17 protein-coding genes are annotated in these 19,475 nt (G+C 62.4%); 9 read left to right on the plus strand and 8 right to left on the minus strand.

Annotation, left to right across the window (positions count from 1 at the left end):
• The first annotated feature begins 271 nt into the window (after positions 1 to 271).
• From purL to H0Z09_RS15400, 4 genes are all read left to right on the plus strand, one after another.
• Complete coding sequence (gene purL / locus H0Z09_RS15385; RefSeq protein ID WP_186691304.1) at positions 272 to 4,168, plus strand: phosphoribosylformylglycinamidine synthase; 3,897 nt, start codon at positions 272 to 274, stop codon at positions 4,166 to 4,168.
• 4 nt (positions 4,169 to 4,172) lie between these two features.
• Positions 4,173 to 4,484: an NGG1p interacting factor NIF3 gene (locus tag H0Z09_RS15390; RefSeq protein ID WP_186691305.1), complete on the plus strand. Its 312-nt coding sequence runs from the start codon at positions 4,173 to 4,175 to the stop codon at positions 4,482 to 4,484.
• A gap of 270 nt (positions 4,485 to 4,754) precedes the next feature.
• The gene (locus H0Z09_RS27360) at positions 4,755 to 5,144 is read left to right on the plus strand and encodes a hypothetical protein (RefSeq protein WP_238340254.1); all 390 of its coding nucleotides are present in this window, start codon (positions 4,755 to 4,757) and stop codon (positions 5,142 to 5,144) included.
• A 488-nt stretch (positions 5,145 to 5,632) separates the two neighbouring features.
• Entirely contained in the window at positions 5,633 to 5,911 is a 279-nt protein-coding gene (locus tag H0Z09_RS15400) for a DUF6124 family protein (RefSeq protein WP_186691306.1), read from the plus strand.
• 98 nt (positions 5,912 to 6,009) lie between these two features.
• On the opposite strand, the gene nagE is transcribed toward H0Z09_RS15400, so the two are convergent.
• The 7 genes from nagE to H0Z09_RS15435 all read right to left on the minus strand — a co-directional run bounded on the left by nagE (position 6,010) and on the right by H0Z09_RS15435 (position 14,504).
• Positions 6,010 to 7,716, minus strand: a complete 1,707-nt coding sequence (gene nagE / locus H0Z09_RS15405; protein ID WP_186691307.1) for an N-acetylglucosamine-specific PTS transporter subunit IIBC — start codon at positions 7,714 to 7,716, stop codon at positions 6,010 to 6,012.
• A 26-nt stretch (positions 7,717 to 7,742) separates the two neighbouring features.
• A complete protein-coding gene (gene ptsP, locus H0Z09_RS15410; protein WP_186691308.1) occupies positions 7,743 to 10,253 on the minus strand; it encodes a phosphoenolpyruvate--protein phosphotransferase in 2,511 nt (836 codons plus the stop codon).
• 36 nt (positions 10,254 to 10,289) lie between these two features.
• Complete coding sequence (locus H0Z09_RS15415; RefSeq protein WP_186691309.1) at positions 10,290 to 11,300, minus strand: SIS domain-containing protein; 1,011 nt, start codon at positions 11,298 to 11,300, stop codon at positions 10,290 to 10,292.
• Positions 11,293 to 12,399, minus strand: coding sequence for an N-acetylglucosamine-6-phosphate deacetylase (nagA, locus tag H0Z09_RS15420; protein ID WP_186691310.1), 1,107 nt, complete (start codon positions 12,397 to 12,399; stop codon positions 11,293 to 11,295). The genes H0Z09_RS15415 and nagA overlap by 8 nt, the downstream gene beginning before the upstream one ends.
• A 10-nt stretch (positions 12,400 to 12,409) precedes the next feature.
• Entirely contained in the window at positions 12,410 to 13,168 is a 759-nt protein-coding gene (locus tag H0Z09_RS15425) for a GntR family transcriptional regulator (RefSeq protein ID WP_186691311.1), read from the minus strand.
• A gap of 263 nt (positions 13,169 to 13,431) precedes the next feature.
• Positions 13,432 to 13,935: a L,D-transpeptidase family protein gene (locus H0Z09_RS15430; RefSeq protein WP_186691334.1), complete on the minus strand. Its 504-nt coding sequence runs from the start codon at positions 13,933 to 13,935 to the stop codon at positions 13,432 to 13,434.
• Positions 13,936 to 13,955: 20 nt separating this feature from the next.
• Positions 13,956 to 14,504, minus strand: a complete 549-nt coding sequence (locus H0Z09_RS15435; protein ID WP_186691312.1) for an NUDIX hydrolase — start codon at positions 14,502 to 14,504, stop codon at positions 13,956 to 13,958.
• 146 nt (positions 14,505 to 14,650) lie between these two features.
• On the opposite strand from H0Z09_RS15435, the gene H0Z09_RS15440 reads away from it, so the two are divergent.
• From H0Z09_RS15440 to purT, 5 genes are all read left to right on the plus strand, one after another.
• Positions 14,651 to 15,253, plus strand: coding sequence for a CoA pyrophosphatase (locus tag H0Z09_RS15440; RefSeq protein WP_033898592.1), 603 nt, complete (start codon positions 14,651 to 14,653; stop codon positions 15,251 to 15,253).
• 36 nt (positions 15,254 to 15,289) lie between these two features.
• The gene (locus tag H0Z09_RS15445) at positions 15,290 to 15,814 is read left to right on the plus strand and encodes a gamma carbonic anhydrase family protein (protein ID WP_076949839.1); all 525 of its coding nucleotides are present in this window, start codon (positions 15,290 to 15,292) and stop codon (positions 15,812 to 15,814) included.
• Positions 15,811 to 16,026: a DUF1289 domain-containing protein gene (locus tag H0Z09_RS15450; RefSeq protein ID WP_186691313.1), complete on the plus strand. Its 216-nt coding sequence runs from the start codon at positions 15,811 to 15,813 to the stop codon at positions 16,024 to 16,026. Before H0Z09_RS15445 ends, H0Z09_RS15450 begins: the two co-directional genes overlap by 4 nt.
• A gap of 153 nt (positions 16,027 to 16,179) precedes the next feature.
• Entirely contained in the window at positions 16,180 to 16,647 is a 468-nt protein-coding gene (locus H0Z09_RS15455; protein WP_186691314.1) for a VUT family protein, read from the plus strand.
• A gap of 62 nt (positions 16,648 to 16,709) precedes the next feature.
• Positions 16,710 to 17,891: a formate-dependent phosphoribosylglycinamide formyltransferase gene (gene purT / locus H0Z09_RS15460; RefSeq protein WP_186691315.1), complete on the plus strand. Its 1,182-nt coding sequence runs from the start codon at positions 16,710 to 16,712 to the stop codon at positions 17,889 to 17,891.
• Between the two features lie 106 nt (positions 17,892 to 17,997).
• Here the strand turns inward: purT and H0Z09_RS15465 are convergent, their stop codons facing one another.
• Positions 17,998 to 19,308 carry an MFS transporter gene (locus H0Z09_RS15465; protein WP_076949835.1) on the minus strand — a complete coding sequence of 437 codons (1,311 nt, stop codon included), beginning with the start codon at positions 19,306 to 19,308 and terminating at the stop codon, positions 17,998 to 18,000.
• Positions 19,309 to 19,475: the final 167 nt, after the last annotated feature.

Consider the following 19,475-nt stretch of genomic DNA (forward strand, 5'->3'; position numbering starts at 1 on the left):
AAACGGCCCACGGCGCCATATCTCGACAGCGCGGGACTTGTCTGCTAGCGCCTGCAAAACTGTGCTGCAGCCCGCAGAAACGCGGCTTGGCGCACGATTGTGACGGTTAAAATAACTGTGCGGAATGCCCCTTATGAGCCTTTGAACGAGGTGTAATCCGGCCAACTGACGTCCGGCGGCGGCCACCGGTAGCGTTTCGGGTGCCGTTGGCGGCGGTTTACGCTAGAATGCACGGCCTCAAAGCACACCCCTTCCCGAGGCTGTCCCGAAGATGTTGATCCTGCGCGGCGCTCCTGCCCTTTCTGCCTTTCGCCACAGCAAACTCCTTGAGCAACTGAGCCAAAAGGTTCCAGCGGTTACAGGCCTGTATGCTGAATTTGCTCACTTCGCCGACGTGGACGGCGTGTTGACCGCCGACGAACAGCAAGTGCTCGCACGCCTTCTGAAGTACGGCCCAAGCGTTCCCGTTCAAGAGCCGACCGGCCGCTTGTTCCTGGTTCTGCCACGGTTCGGCACCATCTCGCCGTGGTCGAGCAAGGCCAGCGACATCGCCCGCAACTGCGGCCTGGCGAGCATCCAGCGCCTGGAGCGTGGTATCGCCTTCTACGTCGCCGGCCAGTTCAGCGAGGCCGACGCCGAGCTGATCGCCAGCAGCCTGCACGACCGCATGACCCAGATCATCGTCAGCCAGCTGGAACAGGCTGCCGGCCTGTTCAGTCACGCCGAGCCCAAGCCGCTTACCGCGATTGACGTGCTCGGCGGTGGCCGCGCCGCCCTCGAGAAGGCCAACACCGAACTGGGCCTGGCCCTGGCCGAAGACGAGATCGACTATCTGGTCACTGCCTTCAATGGCTTGAAGCGCAACCCCCACGACATCGAGCTGATGATGTTTGCGCAGGCGAACTCCGAGCACTGCCGTCACAAGATCTTCAACGCCAGTTGGGACATCGACGGCCAGAGCCAGGAAAAAAGCCTGTTCGGCATGATCAAGAACACCTACGTGATGCACAGCGAAGGCGTTCTGTCGGCTTACAAAGACAACGCCTCGGTCATCGTCGGCAGCGTCGCCGGCCGTTTCTTCCCGGACCCTGAGACCCGCCAGTACGGCGCGGTGCAAGAGCCCGTGCACATCCTGATGAAGGTCGAAACCCACAACCACCCGACCGCGATTGCCCCGTTCCCGGGCGCAGCCACCGGTTCCGGCGGCGAGATCCGTGACGAAGGCGCCACCGGCCGTGGCGCCAAGCCCAAGGCGGGCCTGACCGGTTTCACCGTGTCCAACCTGCAGATTCCGGGTTTCGAACAGCCGTGGGAAGTGCCCTACGGCAAACCCGAGCGCATCGTCACCGCGCTGGACATCATGATCGAAGGCCCGCTGGGCGGCGCCGCGTTCAACAACGAGTTCGGGCGTCCGGCGCTGACCGGCTACTTCCGCACCTTCGAACAATCCATCACCACCCCGCGTGGCGATGAAGTACGCGGTTACCACAAGCCGATCATGTTGGCCGGCGGTATGGGCAACATCCGTGAAGAACACGTCAAGAAAGGCGAGATTCTGGTCGGCTCCAAGCTGATCGTGCTCGGCGGCCCGGCCATGTTGATCGGCCTGGGCGGCGGCGCAGCCTCCTCCATGGCCACCGGCACCAGCTCGGCCGACCTGGACTTCGCTTCGGTACAGCGCGAAAACCCGGAGATGGAGCGCCGCTGCCAGGAAGTCATCGACCGTTGCTGGCAGTTGGGTGACAAGAACCCGATCAGCTTCATCCACGACGTCGGCGCCGGCGGTTTGTCCAACGCCTTCCCCGAGCTGGTCAACGATGGCGAGCGTGGCGGCCGTTTCGAACTGCGCAACATTCCAAACGACGAGCCGGGCATGGCCCCGCACGAAATCTGGAGTAATGAATCCCAGGAACGCTACGTACTGGCCGTCGGCCCTGAAGATTTCGCACGCTTCCAGGCCATCTGCGAACGCGAGCGCTGCCCGTTTGCCGTGGTCGGCGAAGCCACTGCCGAGCCGCAGCTGACCGTGACCGACAGCCACTTCGGCAACAGCCCGGTGGACATGCCGCTCGAAGTGCTGCTGGGCAAAGCCCCGCGCATGCACCGTTCGGCGGTACGTGAAGCCGAGCTGGGTGATGATTTCGACCCAAGCACCCTGGAACTGGCCGACAGCATCGAACGCGTGCTGCACCACCCGGCCGTGGCGAGCAAAAGCTTTTTGATCACCATTGGCGACCGCACCATCACCGGCCTCGTGGCCCGTGACCAAATGGTCGGCCCATGGCAGGTTCCCGTGGCTGACGTTGCCGTCACCGCCACCAGCTTCGACGTTTACACCGGTGAAGCCATGGCCATGGGCGAGCGCACGCCGCTGGCCTTGCTGGACGCGCCGGCGTCGGGCCGCATGGCGATTGGTGAAACCCTCACCAACATCGCCGCGTCGCGTATCGGCAAGCTGTCCGACATCAAACTGTCGGCCAACTGGATGTCGGCCGCCGGCCACCCGGGTGAAGACGCGCGCCTGTACGACACCGTCAAGGCTGTCGGCATGGAGCTGTGCCCTGAGCTGGGCATCACCATTCCGGTGGGCAAGGACTCCATGTCCATGGCCACCCGTTGGAACGAAGACGGCACCGACAAGAGCGTCACCTCGCCGCTGTCGCTGATCGTCACCGGTTTTGCGCCGGTCACCGACATCCGCCAGACCCTGACCCCGCAACTGCGCATGGACAAGGGCACCACCGACCTGATCCTGATCGACCTGGGCCGTGGCCAGAACCGCATGGGTGCCTCGATCCTGGCGCAGACCCACGGCAAGCTCGGCAAGCACGCCCCGGACGTCGACGACGCCGAAGACCTTAAGGCCTTCTTCGCCGTGATCCAGGGCCTCAACGCCGACGGTCATCTGCTGGCTTACCACGACCGTTCCGACGGTGGTTTGCTGACCAGCGTGGTCGAGATGGCCTTCGCCGGTCACTGCGGCCTGAACATCGTGCTCGACAGCGTTGCCGAGGACGCCGCCGAGATCAACGGCATCCTGTTCAACGAAGAGTTGGGTGCCGTGATCCAGGTGCGCCAGGACGCGACCCCGGACGTACTCGCCCAATTCAGCGCCGCCGGCCTGGACGACTGCGTGGCGGTGATCGGTCAGCCGATCAACAACGGTGAGGTCAACATCTCCTTCAACGGCGACACCGTGTTCGCCGGCCAGCGCCGTCTGCTGCAACGCCAGTGGGCCGAGACCAGCTACCAGATCCAGCGCCTGCGCGACAACGTCGACTGCGCCGAGCAGGAATTCGACGCGATCCTGGAAGAAGACAACCCGGGGCTGAGCACCATGCTCAGCTTCGACGTCAACCAGGACGTCGCCGCGCCTTACATCAAGAAGGGCATCCGCCCACAAGTTGCCGTGCTGCGTGAGCAGGGCGTCAACGGCCAGGTCGAAATGGCGGCGGCGTTCGACCGTGCCGGCTTCAATGCGATCGACGTGCACATGAGCGACATCCTCGCCGGTCGCGTTGACCTCAATGAGTTCAAAGGCCTGGTGGCCTGCGGCGGTTTCTCCTACGGCGATGTGTTGGGTGCCGGTGAAGGCTGGGCCAAGTCGGCCCTGTTCAACAGCCGTGCCCGCGACGCGTTCCAGGGCTTCTTCGAACGTAACGACAGCTTCACCCTGGGTGTGTGCAACGGTTGCCAGATGATGTCCAACCTCAGCGAACTGATTCCGGGCAGCGAGTTCTGGCCGCACTTTGTGCGCAACCGTTCCGAGCAGTTCGAAGCCCGCGTCGCCATGGTGCAGGTGCAGGAATCCAACTCGATCTTCCTGCAAGGCATGGCCGGTTCGCGCATGCCGATCGCCATCGCCCACGGTGAAGGCCATGCCGAATTCGCCAGCGAAGAAGCGCTGCTCGAAGCCGACCTGTCCGGCACCGTGGCCCTGCGTTTCGTCGACAACCACGGCAAGGTCACCGAGACCTACCCGGCCAACCCGAACGGCTCGCCGCGCGGGATCACCGGCCTCACCAGCCGCGACGGCCGCGTGACCATCATGATGCCGCACCCGGAGCGCGTATTCCGCGCCGTGCAGAACTCGTGGCGCCCGGAAGAGTGGAACGAAGACGGCGCCTGGATGCGCATGTTCCGCAACGCGCGCGTGTGGGTGAACTAAGGCCGTGTACAAGCTCGCCTTCTTCGTACCCGACAGCCACGTGGAGACGGTAAAAACCGCCGTCTTCGCAGCGGGTGGCGGGCGCATCGGCAACTACGACCACTGCGCCTGGCAAGTGCCGGGCCAGGGCCAATTCCGCGCGTTGGACGCCAGCCAGCCGTTTATCGGGCAGGTTGGCCAGGTTGAAGTGGTTGAGGAATGGAAGGTTGAGCTGGTGGTGGCGGATGAGTTGATTGTGGCTGTCGTGGCTGCCTTGAAGCTGAGCCACCCGTATGAGACACCGGCGTATGAGGTGTGGCAGTTGGCGGATTTTTGATCTGCCGGCTGTAGAAACAAGAAACCCGCTGGGCCAGTTTGGCCAGCGGGTTTTTTGTTGCCCGCGATGGCGTCCGCACAGGCGCCCCAGAACTTTCCCACAAGCCTTTCAGGTTGTCCCTCGGAACCTGGCTCAATAGCCTCAGTCGGTCGCTGTCAGTTCAGTGACCGGGATGATCATATCTTGCACGATTATCTGGAGACTGCAGATGGCGAAGCCTTTTAGCGATCCCGCCCTCTCGTCCGCCTTGGACACATTGGTCAAAAGCCCTTGAATCAGGCTGATGACGATGCCCTTGTCAGTGCAGCGAAAGCTGTGTGGTATTCGGATGCGAATCTTTTGGACGAGATGATGGCGTTTCTGGAGGAGCACTCCAGTGAGATGGAGCTTCGTCGCGCAGGTTATTTGCTTGAGCGCTTTACACGCTTTTCGTGTGCGACAGATGGTCGGGTGAAGGAGGCGTTGAAGGCGCTTGAGCAGTTTTCAGCGTCAGCTTCCAAGCAAGACGTGAAACCACAAGGCGCTGTTGCGCTGCGTAGTCGTCGTGATGACCTGGCAGTGTCCTGGGGACTGAGTGAGGGGCTGGGGTTGAAGGCTCAAGCGCTGATGCCCTTCCAGACTCGCCATTACGAAGCGGAACAACGTACGGCGTCTGCCTAGACGCAGATTACAAAAATAACGAGAGTGTGAAACAGGAAACCCGCCGGGCCAGTTTGGTCAGCGGTTTTTTTGTTGTCTGTGATGGCCTATTCGCGAGCAAGCCCGCTCCCACATTCGACCGCGGTTACCCTGAAGAAATGCAGTCAAATGTGGGAGCGGGCTTGCTCGCGAAGGCGTCGGCACATGCGCCTCAGATCTTTCTTACAACCCTTTCAGGTTGTCCCTCGGAACTCGCACAACTAACCTTCGCCAGTCGCTGACAATTCAGCGACCGGGACTGCAAGCCCGCCGAAACCTTACCTATGACTTATAAGCGCCTTTATAATTGCGGCGCTTTTTCATGGTCGCCATTTATGGTGGCTGTGTGCGGGAGGCCTGAAGGCCTACCGAGGTTTCTGGTAAGACTCGGTCTTGCAGGCCCGTACACAGCCGCCACCCATCAACTGCAAGTGATGGTGGCAGCTCCTGTTTCTTACCGGAGGTTTATCATGATCAAAGACAGTCCAAATCCCCCATCCAACTCTCTACCCGCTGACCAACTCTTCACCGTGAGGCTCAGCCTCGATAGTGAAACCCTGCTCGCCAATGCCGCCCAGGATATTGCGTCGGTACTGGCTCTAACTGGGCATCAGGCCTTTGAGGTCGATGGCGTCCAACGAGATATCGCGCTGGCAGTCCACCGGATGCTTGAAGGTATCCAATTGATGGTGGAGCGAGTGTTGGATTTGAATGAGGTGCCTGAACTCAAGTCATCAGGCATCAGTTAAGTCCATTCGCGAGCAAGCCCGCACATGTTGATCTGTGAATACACTCAAAATGTGGGAGCGGGCTTGCTCGCGAAGAGGCCAGAACAGCCACTACACCGCTAGACCCTGGCGCCGACCTCGCGGCCATTGACCAACCTTTCCAATGCGTCACCCAACCCGGACGCCTTGTCACCAATCAACAGGTGCCAAACACCGCTCTCAAGCTGGCTCACACCTTGGCAACCCAGCGCGGTCAGGTCCGCTTCGGACAATACCGAATCATCGCCCAACTCCACCCGCAGCCGGGTCATCGCCACCGCTTCCAACTGGCGCACATTCCCCCGGCCGCCCAAGGCACTCAGCCATTTCTCAGCTTCCTGCACATTCACCGTCAGCGGCTTATCCACAGGCGCAGCCGTCACCGGTGCGCTGGCAACAAACGACGGCATCGCCAAGCGAATCTCGTCGGCAATGCTGTCCGCCATCGGGCCAACTACCACCTGCAGACTCCCGCCGTTACCCGGCCGAACCACGGCCATGGCGCCCAGCGCTTTCAACTCTGCGTCCACCGCCTTGTTACGATCCACCATGTCCAAGCGCAGACGCGTAGTGCAAGCGCCGACACTGAGCAGATTCTGCGCGCCGCCCAGCGCACGGATATACGCACTGGCCCTTTGGTTATCCGTCATCACCTCAGCCTGTACCGCCTGGATATCTTCCCGTCCCGGCGTCTTGAGGTTGAACCGGCGAATGCAGTAGTTGAACACGCTGTAATAGATCAGCGCATACGCCAACCCCACCGGGAACACCAGCCAACCATTGGTCGACTTGCCCCACCCCAGCACCATGTCGATAAACCCACCGGAGAAGGTAAAGCCCAGATGGATATTCAGCATATTGGTCACCGCCATCGACAGGCCGGTGAGCACCGCATGGATCAGATACAGGAACGGCGCAAGAAACATAAACGCAAATTCGATCGGCTCGGTCACCCCGGTCAGGAACGAGGTCAGTGCCATCGACAAGAAAATCCCGCCCATCACTTTGCGCCGCTCCGGCAAGGCATTGCGGTACATCGCCAGGCACGCGGCAGGCAGGCCAAACAGCATCACCGGGAACATACCGGTCATGAACTGGCCGCCTTTCGGATCGCCGGCGAAGTAGCGGGTCAGGTCGCCCGTCACCACCGCGCCGGTTGCCGGGTCGGTGAAGGTGCCGAACACAAACCACGCCATATTGTTGAGGATGTGGTGCAAGCCAGTGACGATCAGCAGGCGGTTGAACACGCCAAACACAAACGCGCCGAAGCTGCCGCTCTCCATCAGCAACACGCCGAAGCTGTTGATGCCCTGCTGGATCGGCGGCCAGATCAGGCCAAAGATCACACCCAGACCCACCGCTGAAAACCCGGTGACAATCGGCACGAACCGCCGCCCGCCGAAGAACGCCAGGTATTCCGGCAGCTTGATGTCCTTGAAGCGGTTGTACAGCCCGCCGGCCATCAACCCGCTAGCGATCCCGGCGAGCATGCCCATGTTGATGGAGGTGTCCATCACCTTGAGCGTGGAGATCATCACCAGGTAGCCGATCGCGCCAGCCAAGCCCGCCGTGCCGTTGTTATCGCGGGCGAAACCCACGGCGATGCCGATGGCGAAGATCAACGCCAGGTTGGCGAAGATCGCCTGCCCGGCATCGTGCATCACCGCGATATTCAAAAGATCGGTGTCGCCCAGGCGCAGCAACAGTCCGGCGATCGGCAAAATCGCAATCGGCAGCATCAGTGCACGGCCCAGGCGTTGCAGCCCTTCAATAAAGTGTTGGTACATGGCGTGTCTCCCTATTCTTGTTGTTTTCAGCTCAGCGGCCAGTGGTGTTGACAGGCTTGGCGAACCGCCTTGGCGCTGCTCAGGTCGAGCAGGCCTTGGCTGAGTTGCCGGCATTGCGCCGCGTCCAGGTGGCGGACGCGGTCCTTGATTTCGCCGATCTGCGGCGGGCTCACCGACAGCTCGGTAACCCCCAGGCCGACCAGCACGGGCGTGGCCAGCGGGTCGGAGGCGAGGGCCCCGCACACGCCGACCCAACGCCCGTATTTCGCCGCGCCGGCGCAGGTTTGCGCGATCAGCCGCAGCAAGGCCGGGTGCAGCGCATCGACGCGGGCGGCAAGGCCCGCGTGGTCGCGGTCCATGGCCAGGGTGTACTGGGACAGGTCATTGGTGCCGATGGACAGGAAGTCCGCATGCTTGGCCAACTGCTCGGCCATCAGCGCAGCGGCGGGCACCTCGATCATCACGCCCAGTTCGGGACGCTGCGTCAGTTCCAATTCCACGCACAGCTCATCCAGGCGCTGGCGGATCTGCAGCAATTCATCCACTTCGCTGACCATTGGCAACAGAATGCGGCAACGCTCCAACGGGGAGACTTGCAGCAACGCGCGCAGTTGCTGGTCGAGCAGGTCGGGACGCACCTGAGCCATGCGAATACCGCGCAGGCCCAACACCGGGTTGGCCTCCACCGGCAGTGGCAGATAATCGAGCTGTTTGTCGCCGCCCACGTCGATGGTGCGGATGATCACCGCCTTGTCGCCCATGGCATCCAGCACGGCTTGATAGGCGTGGCGTTGCTCCTGTTCATCCGGCGCGGTGCGGCGGTCGACGAAGAGGAATTCGGTGCGCAACAGGCCGACGCCATCGGCGCCGTTTTCAAAGGCTACCTGGGCTTCGGCGCTGGAGGCGACATTGGCGGCCACTTCGATGGTCACGCCATCAAGGGTGTTCGCCGGCTGCCGGGCCTGGGCCTGTTGCTGTTGGCGACGCAGCTTTTGCGCGTCACGAATCTGGTGTACTTCGGCGTGGCGCGCGTCGGTGGGGGCCAGTTCCAGCCGGCCGTTGACGGCGTCCAGCACGACGCGCTGGCCTTGGGGCACGTCGAGAATGTCAGCGCCCAGCGCAACCACGCAGGGTAAGCCTTTAGCACGGGCCAGGATCGCCACATGGGAAGTCGCGCCGCCCTCGGCCATGCAGATACCGGCGGCTTCTTGCGCGCTCAGTTGCAGCAAATCGGACGGGGTCAATTCATGGGCGCTGACGATCGCCGCTGCGGGCAATTCGAAGTGCCAGGCTTCGCCCAGCAGCGCACGTAACACACGCTGTTGCAAATCACGCAGGTCATTGGAGCGTTCGGCAAACAGCGGTTTGCCCAGGGCCAGCAAGACTGCGCATTGCGCTTGAATTGCATCGCGCCAGGCATGAGTCGCCGCGCTGCCTTTTTCGATGGCGCCTGTCGCCGCGTCCAACAGGGCGGGGTCTTCCAATAGCGCGAGGTGCGCTGCGAAGATGTCCTCTTCCTCGACATTCTTGCGCTGGCGAGCGTACTCAAGTGTATTGCGGATTTCGCTGCGCACTTGTTCCAGGGCTGTGTCCAGGCGTTGAAGTTGTTCTTCGGCAGAATGTTCACCGGTGTCTGCCGGCAGTTCAATGCCGTTCAGACGGAACAGCGGACCGCACGCCAGTCCTGGCGCGGCGCACACACCTTGCAGCACGCCGACTTCGGTACTGACCTGGCGAGGAGCAACGACGGCCGGTGCGTGGTGCTGTTCTTTGACGGCGGCAGTCAAAGCCGCGACCAATGCTTGCAGCGCCGCGTCGGCATCGTTGCCGCGACAGCTCACACGCACTTCATCGCCTTCGCCGATCCCCAGGCCCATCAAGCCAATCAGGCTGTCGCACGAGGCCGACTTGTCGCCAAAATGAAGCTGCGCCTCGCTGCTGAAACCCTGGGCGGTCTTGCGGACCAGCGCGGCCGGACGTGCATGCAAGCCCCCGCGATGAGTAATACGTACCTGTGCACTGGCTTCCTCTTCCGAGTTATCCACAGACGCTTGAGCCGAGGCGGGCGAGCGCGCCACGATCTGCAGCAACGGCTCACCGAGCTTGACCGTCTGCCCGGCGAGCGGCTGCAATTCAAAGCGTTCGCCATTGGTCAGGATGATCAAACTGACCAGGCTTTTGCACTGGCGCGCGATACGGTCCAGATCGAACTGCACCAACGGCTGGCCCTTGCTGACGCGGGCACCGTCCTTCACCAGCAGGGTAAAGCCTTCGCCATTGAGTTCCACCGTGTCGATGCCCACATGCATCAGCACCTCGGCACCGTTGTCGGCACGAATGGTCAACGCATGCCCGGTGCGGGCGACATGGATGATCAGCCCGTCACACGGCGCGTGCAGGCAGTCGTTCAACGGGTCGATGGCAATGCCGTCGCCCATGGCGCCGCTGGCGAACACTTCGTCGGGAACACGGCCCAGGGTCAGCACCGGCCCGCTTAAGGGGGCGCCAAGGGTCAATGCATTATTGTTGTAAGACATGGGCACGGTACTCATCAGGAAAACACGGCAATCGACTCAGTGAGTGCGAGTGACTTTGCTCAGGTGGCGCGGTTGGTCCGGGTTCATGCCCCGGGCGACCGCCAGACCTGCCGCCATGACGTAGAAACTCTGGATCGCCAGGATCGGGTCCAGGCTGGGGTGTTCGGCACGGCTCAGGGTCAGGTCGCGTTCGGCGATGTCGTCCGGCGCGGCCAGCAGCACGCGGGCGCCGCGCTGGCGCATGTCGGCGGCCAGGCTTAACAGGCCGGCTTGTTCGGCGCCGCGTGGGGCGAATACCAGCAGCGGGTAATCCTTGTCGATCAGGGCCATCGGGCCGTGGCGCACTTCGGCGCTGCTGAAGGCCTCGGCCTGGATCGCCGAGGTTTCCTTAAGCTTGAGCGCGGCTTCCTGGGCGATGGCAAAACCGGCGCCACGGCCGATGACCATCAGTTGCTGGCAGTCGCGCAGGGCATCGACCGCCTGCGACCAATCCTGCTGCGCGGCTTCGCGCAGGCCATCGGGCAGGGCGCGGCAGGCTTGCAGCAGCTCGGGCTCTTCGTTCCAGTGGCCAATCAACTGCGCGCTGGCGCTGAGGGTGGCGATAAAGCTTTTGGTCGCGGCCACGCTGAGTTCCGGCCCGGCGCACAGCGGCACATGAAATTCACAGGCGGTTTGCAGTGGCGAATCTTCAGCGTTGACCAGCGAAATGCTCAAGGCGCCGCGTTTGCGCAGCAGGCGCAGGCTATCGACCAGGTCCGGGCTCTGGCCCGACTGGGAGAACCCGAACGCCACCTGGCCGCTGACTTTCATCGGCGCCTGCAACAAGGTCACCACCGACATCGGCAACGACGCCACCGGAATGCCCACATGCTGCATGGCCAGGTAGGCGAAGTAGCTGGCGGCGTGGTCCGAGCTGCCACGGGCAATGGTCATCGCCACTTGCGGCGGCTGGCGGCGCAGACGGCCGGCGATTTCCTGCAAGGTCGGGTCCAGGCGCTGCAGTTGTGCCGCGACGGCGTCACAGGAGGCCAGTGCCTCTTCAAGCATTCTTGAACTCAATGGTTTCTCCTTCGACCATGACGTCGGTGAGTGTCAGGGAGCGGTCCAGGCGCACGCAGTCGGCAAAGCTGCCGGGTTGCAGGCGGCCGCGTTCCTCCAGGCCCAGGTAGTCCGCGGGAAATTGCGACAGGCGTTGTGAGGCTTCGCTGATGGGCAAGCCGATCTTCACCAGATTGCGCAGCGCCTGGTCCATGGTCAGGGTGCTACCGGCCAGGGTGCCGTCGGCCAGGCGCACGCCGCCCAGGCATTTGGTCACGGTGTGGCTGCCCAGCTTGTATTCGCCATCGGGCATGCCGGCGGCGGCGGTGGAGTCGGTGACGCAATACAGGCACGGGATCGCGCGCAGCGCCACGCGCATGGCGCCGGGGTGTACGTGGAGCAAGTCCGGGATCAATTCGGCGTACTTGGCATGGGCCAGCGCGGCGCCGACGATGCCCGGCTCGCGGTGATGCAGCGGGCTCATGGCGTTGTACAAATGCGTGAAGCTGGTGGCCCCGGCGGCGAGGGCGGCGACACCTTCTTCATAGCTGCCCAGGGTGTGGCCGATCTGCATGCGCACGCCGCGTTCGCTGAGGGCGCGGATCAGGGCGTCATGGCCGGCGATTTCCGGGGCGATGGTAATGACCCGGATCGGCGCCAGGCGCAGGTAGGCTTCCACTTCCGCCATCAGCGCGGTATGGGCGAAGTTGGGTTGGGCGCCGAGTTTGCCGGGGTTGATGTAGGGCCCTTCCAGGTGCACGCCGAGTACCCGAGCGCTGCCTGTAGGACGTTGCTTGCAAAATTTGCCGAGCTGGCCGAGCACGCTGGAAATTTCGTCCACCGGTGCGGTCATCGTCGTGGCCAGCAACGAGGTGGTACCAAAACGCACATGGGTGCGGGTGATGGTTTCGAAGGCATCCAAGCCTTCCATGATGTCTTTGCCGCCACCACCGTGCACATGCAGGTCGATAAAGCCCGGCAGCAGGTAGGGCAGGTCGTTTTCAGCCGGGTCGCACGGCGTGCCTTCGAGGGCGGTCACCTTGCCGTGCTCATGCACCAGGCGGCCGCGAATCCAGCCGTTGGGCGTGAGGATGTTGTCTTCGGACATGGGCAGTTCTCTAGAGGCGCAATTCAGCGGAATAATCATCGCGGCGCAGCTCGGCGACGAAGTCGTAGTAGTCGTTGCGGCAGTAGGTGTCGGTGATTTCGATTGGCGTGTTGTCGGCGGTGTAGCCCACGCGGGTCATCAGCAGCATGGCGGTGCCGGGGGCGATGCCCACCAGCTTGGCGAATTCATCCGAGGCATTGATCGCCTGGATATGCTGCAAGGCACGCACCACGGGTTTGCCGATGCCTTCCAGGTATTCGTACAGCGAGTGGCCGATGGCTTGCGGATGCGGCAACACCGAGGCGGGCAGGGTGGTCATTTCAATCGCCATCACCGTGTCATCGGCCTTGCGCAAGCGCTTGAGGCGCGCCACTTTATCGGCGGGCGAGAGTCCCAGGCGAATCAGTTCTTCGTGGGTCGGCTGGGTGATTTCCCGCTCCAGCCATTGAGAGCTGGGCACAAAGCCCTTGAGCCGCAGCATTTCGCTGAACCCCGACAGGCGCGACAGCGGCTGTTCCAGGCGTGGCGAAATATAGGTGCCGGAGCCTTGATTGCGGCGGATCAGCCCCTGGGCAAACAGCACTTCCAGCGCCTTGCGCGCGGTGACGCGGGAGATGCCCAGTTGCTCGCTCAGGACGCGTTCGGACGGCAGGGCCTGCTCGGACGTCCACTGGCCGGCATGGATCGCCGCTTCCAGTTTGCGCGCCAATTGCAGGTACAGCGGCGTGGATTGCTTATCGTCAGGGCGCAGGGCCAGGATGGGGTTCATCTGTCAGGTTTCCGATGCGGTTATTGGAGTGTTGTCGCCCGGTAATGGGCGGAAATTAATACCACTTAAATACCATGTCAATGCGGCCAAAACGGTGCAAGCACTGGTTTATGGGCCCTGCATTGGGGCCTGGTATCAAGTGGTATTAGAGAGGTCTTTGGCGTGCGCAGAACTGCGCAGCCCGCGTGGGCGAACTGGTATTCACCGACGGGCGCCGGGCGGGGCAGCAAATATTTTCGAATTATTTTACGAACGGTATGAGATTACGGACGAATCTCGATGAGGGTGCCATCCTTGACCAGATTCCAGACTTCGCGCATATCCACGTTGCGCATGCCGATGCAACCGTCGGTCCAGTCCAGGGTGTGGAACCACTGCTCCGGGTAATCCTCGGTGTCGGGAGTACCATGGATCATGATCATGCTGCCGGGCTTCACCCCTTCGCGGCGCGCGCGTGCGGCGTCGCTGATATTCGGGTAGGAGATATGCATGGACAGGTTGAAGCGGTCGCTGGTCTTGCGCCAGTCGATCCAATACAGGCCTTCCGGCGTGCGGCGGTCGCCCTCGATCAGCTTGTGGCCTTTGGGGTTCTTGCCCAGGGAGATGCGATAGGTCTTGAAGGGCTTGCCGTCGTTGATCAACTGCAGTTGATGAGCGGACTTGAGCACCAGGACTTTTTCCACAGGCAGGCTGCCCGGGGGTTGCAGGGTGGAGGCCGGGGCCAGCGTGGCGAACGACAGGCAAAGCAGGGCAAGCAGCCAGCGCACTGAAAACGGTATCCGTGGTGTCATGGGGCGGGCTTGCCAAGCGGCGGCACGGCCTCGCTGCGCACCGGGAATGACCCAAGCCGGCGGTCGGCGAAGAAGTATTCCAGGGTGCGCCCGACCGTGCGGAAAGCCAGCTCCGACCACGGGATGTCGGCTTCGTCGAACAACTTCACCTCAAGGCTTTCTATGCCTGCTGCGAAATCCAGGTCGAGCAGGTCGGCGCGGTAGAAGATATGCACCTGGTTGATGTGCGGCACGTCGATCAGCGTATAGATGCTCAGGTTGTGCACGCGGGCGCAGGCTTCTTCCAGGGTTTCGCGCAGGGCGGCCTGTTCGACGGTCTCGCCGTTTTCCATAAAGCCTGCGGGCAAGGTCCAGTAGCCCAGGCGCGGCTCGATGGCGCGGCGGCACAGCAGCACTTTACCGTCCCACACCGGGACGGTGCCGGCGACGATATTGGGGTTCTGATAGTGGATGGTCGAACAGTGATCACACACAAAGCGCAGACGGCCGTCGCCTTCGGGGATGCGCTGGGTAACCGGTTTACCGCACTGGCTGCAGAAATTCATGCTGGGGTTCCTGGAAAGTGCGCCTATCTTGGCGTGGCGGGCAGGGCGCTGCAAGTTGTCGTTTAGCGACACCACGCCGGTTTTGGGCTTGGGCACCCGCCCGCTTTGGTGCATGATGCAAGGTAGCCAACAGACCGAGATGACTCATGCTGGACGAGCTACTTCGCCGGGTAAGCAATCACACCCCCCACACGCTGGAAACCGACGGACGTTTCCCCGAGGCCGCGGTGCTGGTGCCGATTACCCGCAGTGACGAACCTGAGCTGATCCTGACCCTGCGCGCCAGCGGCCTGTCGACCCATGGTGGCGAAGTGGCCTTCCCCGGCGGGCGCCGCGATCCCGAAGACCCGGACTTAATCTTTACCGCGCTGCGCGAGGCCGAAGAAGAAATCGGCCTGCCACCCGGGCTGGTCGAGGTGATCGGCCCATTGAGCCCTTTGATCTCCCTGCACGGCATTCGCGTGACGCCCTACGTCGGCGTCATCCCCGATTATGTCGAGTACCTGGCCAACGATGCCGAGATCGCCGCGGTTTTCAGCGTGCCTCTGGACTTTTTCCGACAGGACCCGCGCGAACATACCCACCGCATCGATTACCAGGGCCGCAGTTGGTACGTGCCCAGCTATCGGTTCGGCGAATACAAGATCTGGGGGCTGACGGCAATCATGATTGTCGAACTGATCAACCTGCTCTATGACGACGCCCAGATCAGCCTGCACCAACCACCCAAGAGTTTTATCAATATCTAAGCCATCGTTTAAATGGCAACGCCGTGAGGGAACACCATGAAATACCGCCTGGGCGACGCCCGCGTCGAGACGCATCCACAGAGCTGGGTGGCCCCCAATGCCACCCTGGTGGGCAAGGTCAGGCTGGAAGAGGGCGCCAACGTCTGGTTCAACGCGGTATTGCGTGGCGACAACGAACTGATCCTGATCGGCAAGAACAGCAACGTGCAGGACGGCAGCGTCATGCACACCGACATGGGTTACCCGCTGACCCTGGGCACCGGCGTGACCATTGGCCATAACGCCATGTTGCATGGGTGCACAGTGGGCGATTACAGCCTGATCGGCATCAATGCGGTGATCCTCAACGGTGCAAAAATCGGTAAGCATTGCATCATCGGCGCCAATTCGCTGATCGGTGAAGGCAAGGAAATCCCCGACGGTTCGCTGGTGATGGGCTCGCCGGGCAAGGTGGTGCGTGAGCTGACCGACGCGCAGAAGCGCATGCTCGAAGCCAGTGCCGCGCACTATGTGCATAACTCGCAGCGCTATGCGCGCGACCTGGTCGAGCAGGAAGAATGACGGCGGTTGAACGTCCGGTTGCTTCGCCCTGCGTGAGTATTTGCGCGCTGGACGATGATGATATCTGCACGGGTTGCCAGCGCACGGTGGACGAGATTACGCGCTGGAGCCGCATGGACAATGCCGAGCGCCGGGTGGTGTTGGGGTTGTGTCATGAGCGGGCGGTGGCGGGTGGGTTGGTGTTTATGGTGTCCGGGAAATCTGGCGGCTGATAGACCGCTTTCGCGAGCAAGCCCGCTCCCCACATTTGAATGTATTCACAAATCAAAATGTGGGAGCGGGCTTGCTCGCGAAGAGGCCCACTCAGACGACATATTTCTGATTGTGAAGTACCCTGTGCGGCATTACCCACAGGTCCATCCCCCATGCTCTTCCTGATCGCCTACATCAGCAGCGTCGTGCTGATCAATTTCGCCTTCTCCACCGCCCCGCACCTGGATGTCATCTGGTCCGCCTGGGGCGGCCTGGTGTTTATCCTGCGCGACATGGTGCAAACCCGCTTCGGCCACGGCGCGATCATCGCCATGCTGGCCGCGCTGGTGCTGTCGTATATCACCTCAGACCCGTCCATCGCCCTGGCCAGCGCCACGGCGTTCGCGGTGTCCGAATGCATCGACTGGCTGGTGTTCAGCATCACCAAGCGCCCGTTGCACGATCGCCTGTGGATAAGTTCGGCGCTGAGCATTCCCCTCGATACCTTTATCTTTTTCGGCCTGATCGGTGCGCTGACCCCGGCAGTGGTGGGCACTGCCCTGGCGTCTAAATTCGCCGGGGTCACGGTGGTATGGCTGATCATGGCCTGGCGCATTCACAAGCGCGCCGTCGCCAACTGAGGCCGCCGTTCATGTAAAATGCCGGCCTTTCTCCCCATGATCCGCTCCCCTGAGGACCTGAGATGACCCGAATCGGAACTCCATTGTCGCCAACCGCGACCCGCGTTTTGCTGTGTGGCTGCGGTGAGCTGGGCAAGGAAGTGGTAATCGAGCTGCAACGCCTGGGCGTTGAAGTGATTGCCGTGGATCGCTACGCCAACGCGCCGGCCATGCAGGTGGCGCACCGCAGTCATGTGATCAACATGCTCGACGGCGCCGCGCTGCGTGCCGTGATCGAAGCGGAAAAACCGCACTTCATCGTGCCGGAAATCGAAGCCATCGCTACCGCCACGCTGGTCGAGCTGGAAGCCGAAGGCTTCACCGTGATCCCGACCGCGCGCGCCACCTCGCTGACCATGAACCGTGAAGGCATCCGTCGCCTGGCTGCCGAAGAGCTGGACCTGCCGACCTCGCCGTACCACTTCGCCGACACCTTCGAAGACTACAGCAAGGCCGTGCAGGACCTGGGCTTCCCGTGTGTGGTCAAGCCGGTGATGAGTTCGTCGGGCAAGGGCCAGAGCCTGCTGCGCAACGTTGACGACGTGCAAGCAGCCTGGGACTACGCGCAGGAAGGCGGGCGGGCGGGTAAAGGCCGGGTGATCATCGAAGGCTTTATCGACTTCGACTACGAAATTACCCTGCTGACCGTGCGCCACATTGGCGGCACCACCTTCTGCGCGCCGGTTGGCCATCGCCAGGAAAAGGGCGACTACCAGGAATCCTGGCAGCCACAGGCCATGAGCCCGGTGGCCCTGGCCGAGTCCGAGCGCGTCGCCAAAGCCGTGACCGAAGCCCTGGGTGGCCGTGGTCTGTTTGGCGTGGAGCTGTTCATCAAGGGTGACCAGGTGTGGTTCAGCGAAGTGTCGCCGCGCCCGCATGACACGGGCCTGGTGACTCTGATTTCCCAGGACTTGTCGCAGTTTGCGCTGCACGCGCGGGCTATTCTCGGCCTGCCGATCCCATTGATCCGCCAGTTCGGGCCTTCGGCTTCGGCGGTGATCCTGGTGGAAGGGCAGTCGACCCAGACCGCCTTCGCCAACCTCGGCGCGGCGTTGAGCGAGCCGGACACGGCGTTGCGTCTGTTTGGCAAGCCTGAGGTGAACGGCCAGCGTCGGATGGGGGTGGCGTTGGCGCGGGATGAGTCGATTGAAGCGGCTCGGGCCAAGGCGACCCGTGCTTCCAAGGCTGTTGTGGTAGAGCTGTAACCGAGGCGCGCCCTTCGCGAGCAAGCCCGCTCCCACATTTCGACCGCATTCCTACAGGATATATGCGGTCAACTGTGGGAGCGGGCTTGCCCGCGATAGCGGTCTATCAGGCGACCTTGTTCAAATCATTATCCCGCGTCTCTTTCAGGCACAGCACCGCAATCAAGCTGAGCAACGCTGCCGCCGACACATACCCCCCGACATAACTCAGCCCACCCATCGCCACCAGCTTGGTCGCGAAGAACGGTGCCGCTGAAGCCCCCACGATTCCACCCAGGTTATACGCCGCCGAAGCCCCGGTATAACGCACGCGCGTCGGGAACAATTCCGGCAGCATGGCGCCCATCGGCGCGAAGGTTACGCCCATCAGGAACAGCTCCAGCGCCAGGAACAACGCCACGGCCCAGGTCGAACCGTGGGTCAGCAGCGGCTCCATGGTGAATCCCGAAAGAATCGCCAGGACTGCACCGACGATCAGCACCGGCCTGCGTCCCCAGCGGTCACTGGCCAGGGCCGCCAGAGGTGTCGCCAGCCCCATGAACAGCACTGCAAAGCACAGCAGACCCAGGAAGGTTTCGCGGCTGTAGCCCAGGGTGGAAACGCCGTAGCTCAGGGAAAACGCGGTGGTGATGTAGAACAGTGCATAGCACACCACCATCGACAGGGCGCCGAGCAATACCGGCAACCAATGTTGGCTGAACAGCTCGAACAGCGGCACTTTCACCGGCGCTTCTTTCGCGACGGCGTTGGCGAATACCGGGGTTTCATGCAGCTTCAGGCGTGCATACAGGCCAACCATCACCAGCGCTGCGCTGAGGATGAACGGGATGCGCCAGCCCCAGCTGCGAAATTGCTCGTCGTTCAGGCTCATGGCCAGGATCAGGAACAAGCCGTTGGCCGCCAAAAAGCCAATCGAAGGGCCAAGCTGCGGGAACATGCCGAACCAGGCGCGTTTGCCCTTGGGTGCATTTTCGGTGGCCAGCAGCGCTGCGCCGCCCCATTCCCCGCCGAGGCCCAGGCCCTGGCCGAAACGCAGCACACACAGCAGGATCGGCGCCCAGGCGCCGATGCTGTCATAGCCCGGCAGCAAGCCGATCAGCGTGGTACACACGCCCATCAGCAGCAAAGACGCCACCAGCGTGGATTTACGCCCGATGCGGTCACCAAAGTGGCCGAACAGCGCCGAGCCCAGTGGACGGGCGATAAAGGCGATACCGAAGGTCAGGAACGATGCCAGCATCTGCGCGGTGCCGGACGATTGCGGGAAGAACACCGGGCCGATCACCAGCGCAGCGGCCGTGGCGTAGATGTAGAAGTCGTAGAACTCGATGGCGGTACCGACGATGCTCGCCGTGGCGACCCGTGCCGTCGAGTTGGTCGGGGCGGCGGGCGCGGCCTCGTTATAGGTGGTGCTCATGGCGGTATCCCTGACGGTCATTGCGCGTTTGGACGCGGATTATTATTGGTCGTACACCCATGGGGCCGGATAGCACGCGGTCGGGCGGGGCTTTGGTCAGCCGCTGGGATTATAGGAAGGGGTTTTGCGATACAACAAGTGGCTCGCAGGGATCTTGAATTGAAACC

Source organism: Pseudomonas sp. SWRI18, assembly GCF_014268345.1.
GTDB classification, from domain to species: Bacteria; Pseudomonadota; Gammaproteobacteria; order Pseudomonadales; family Pseudomonadaceae; genus Aquipseudomonas; species Aquipseudomonas cedrina.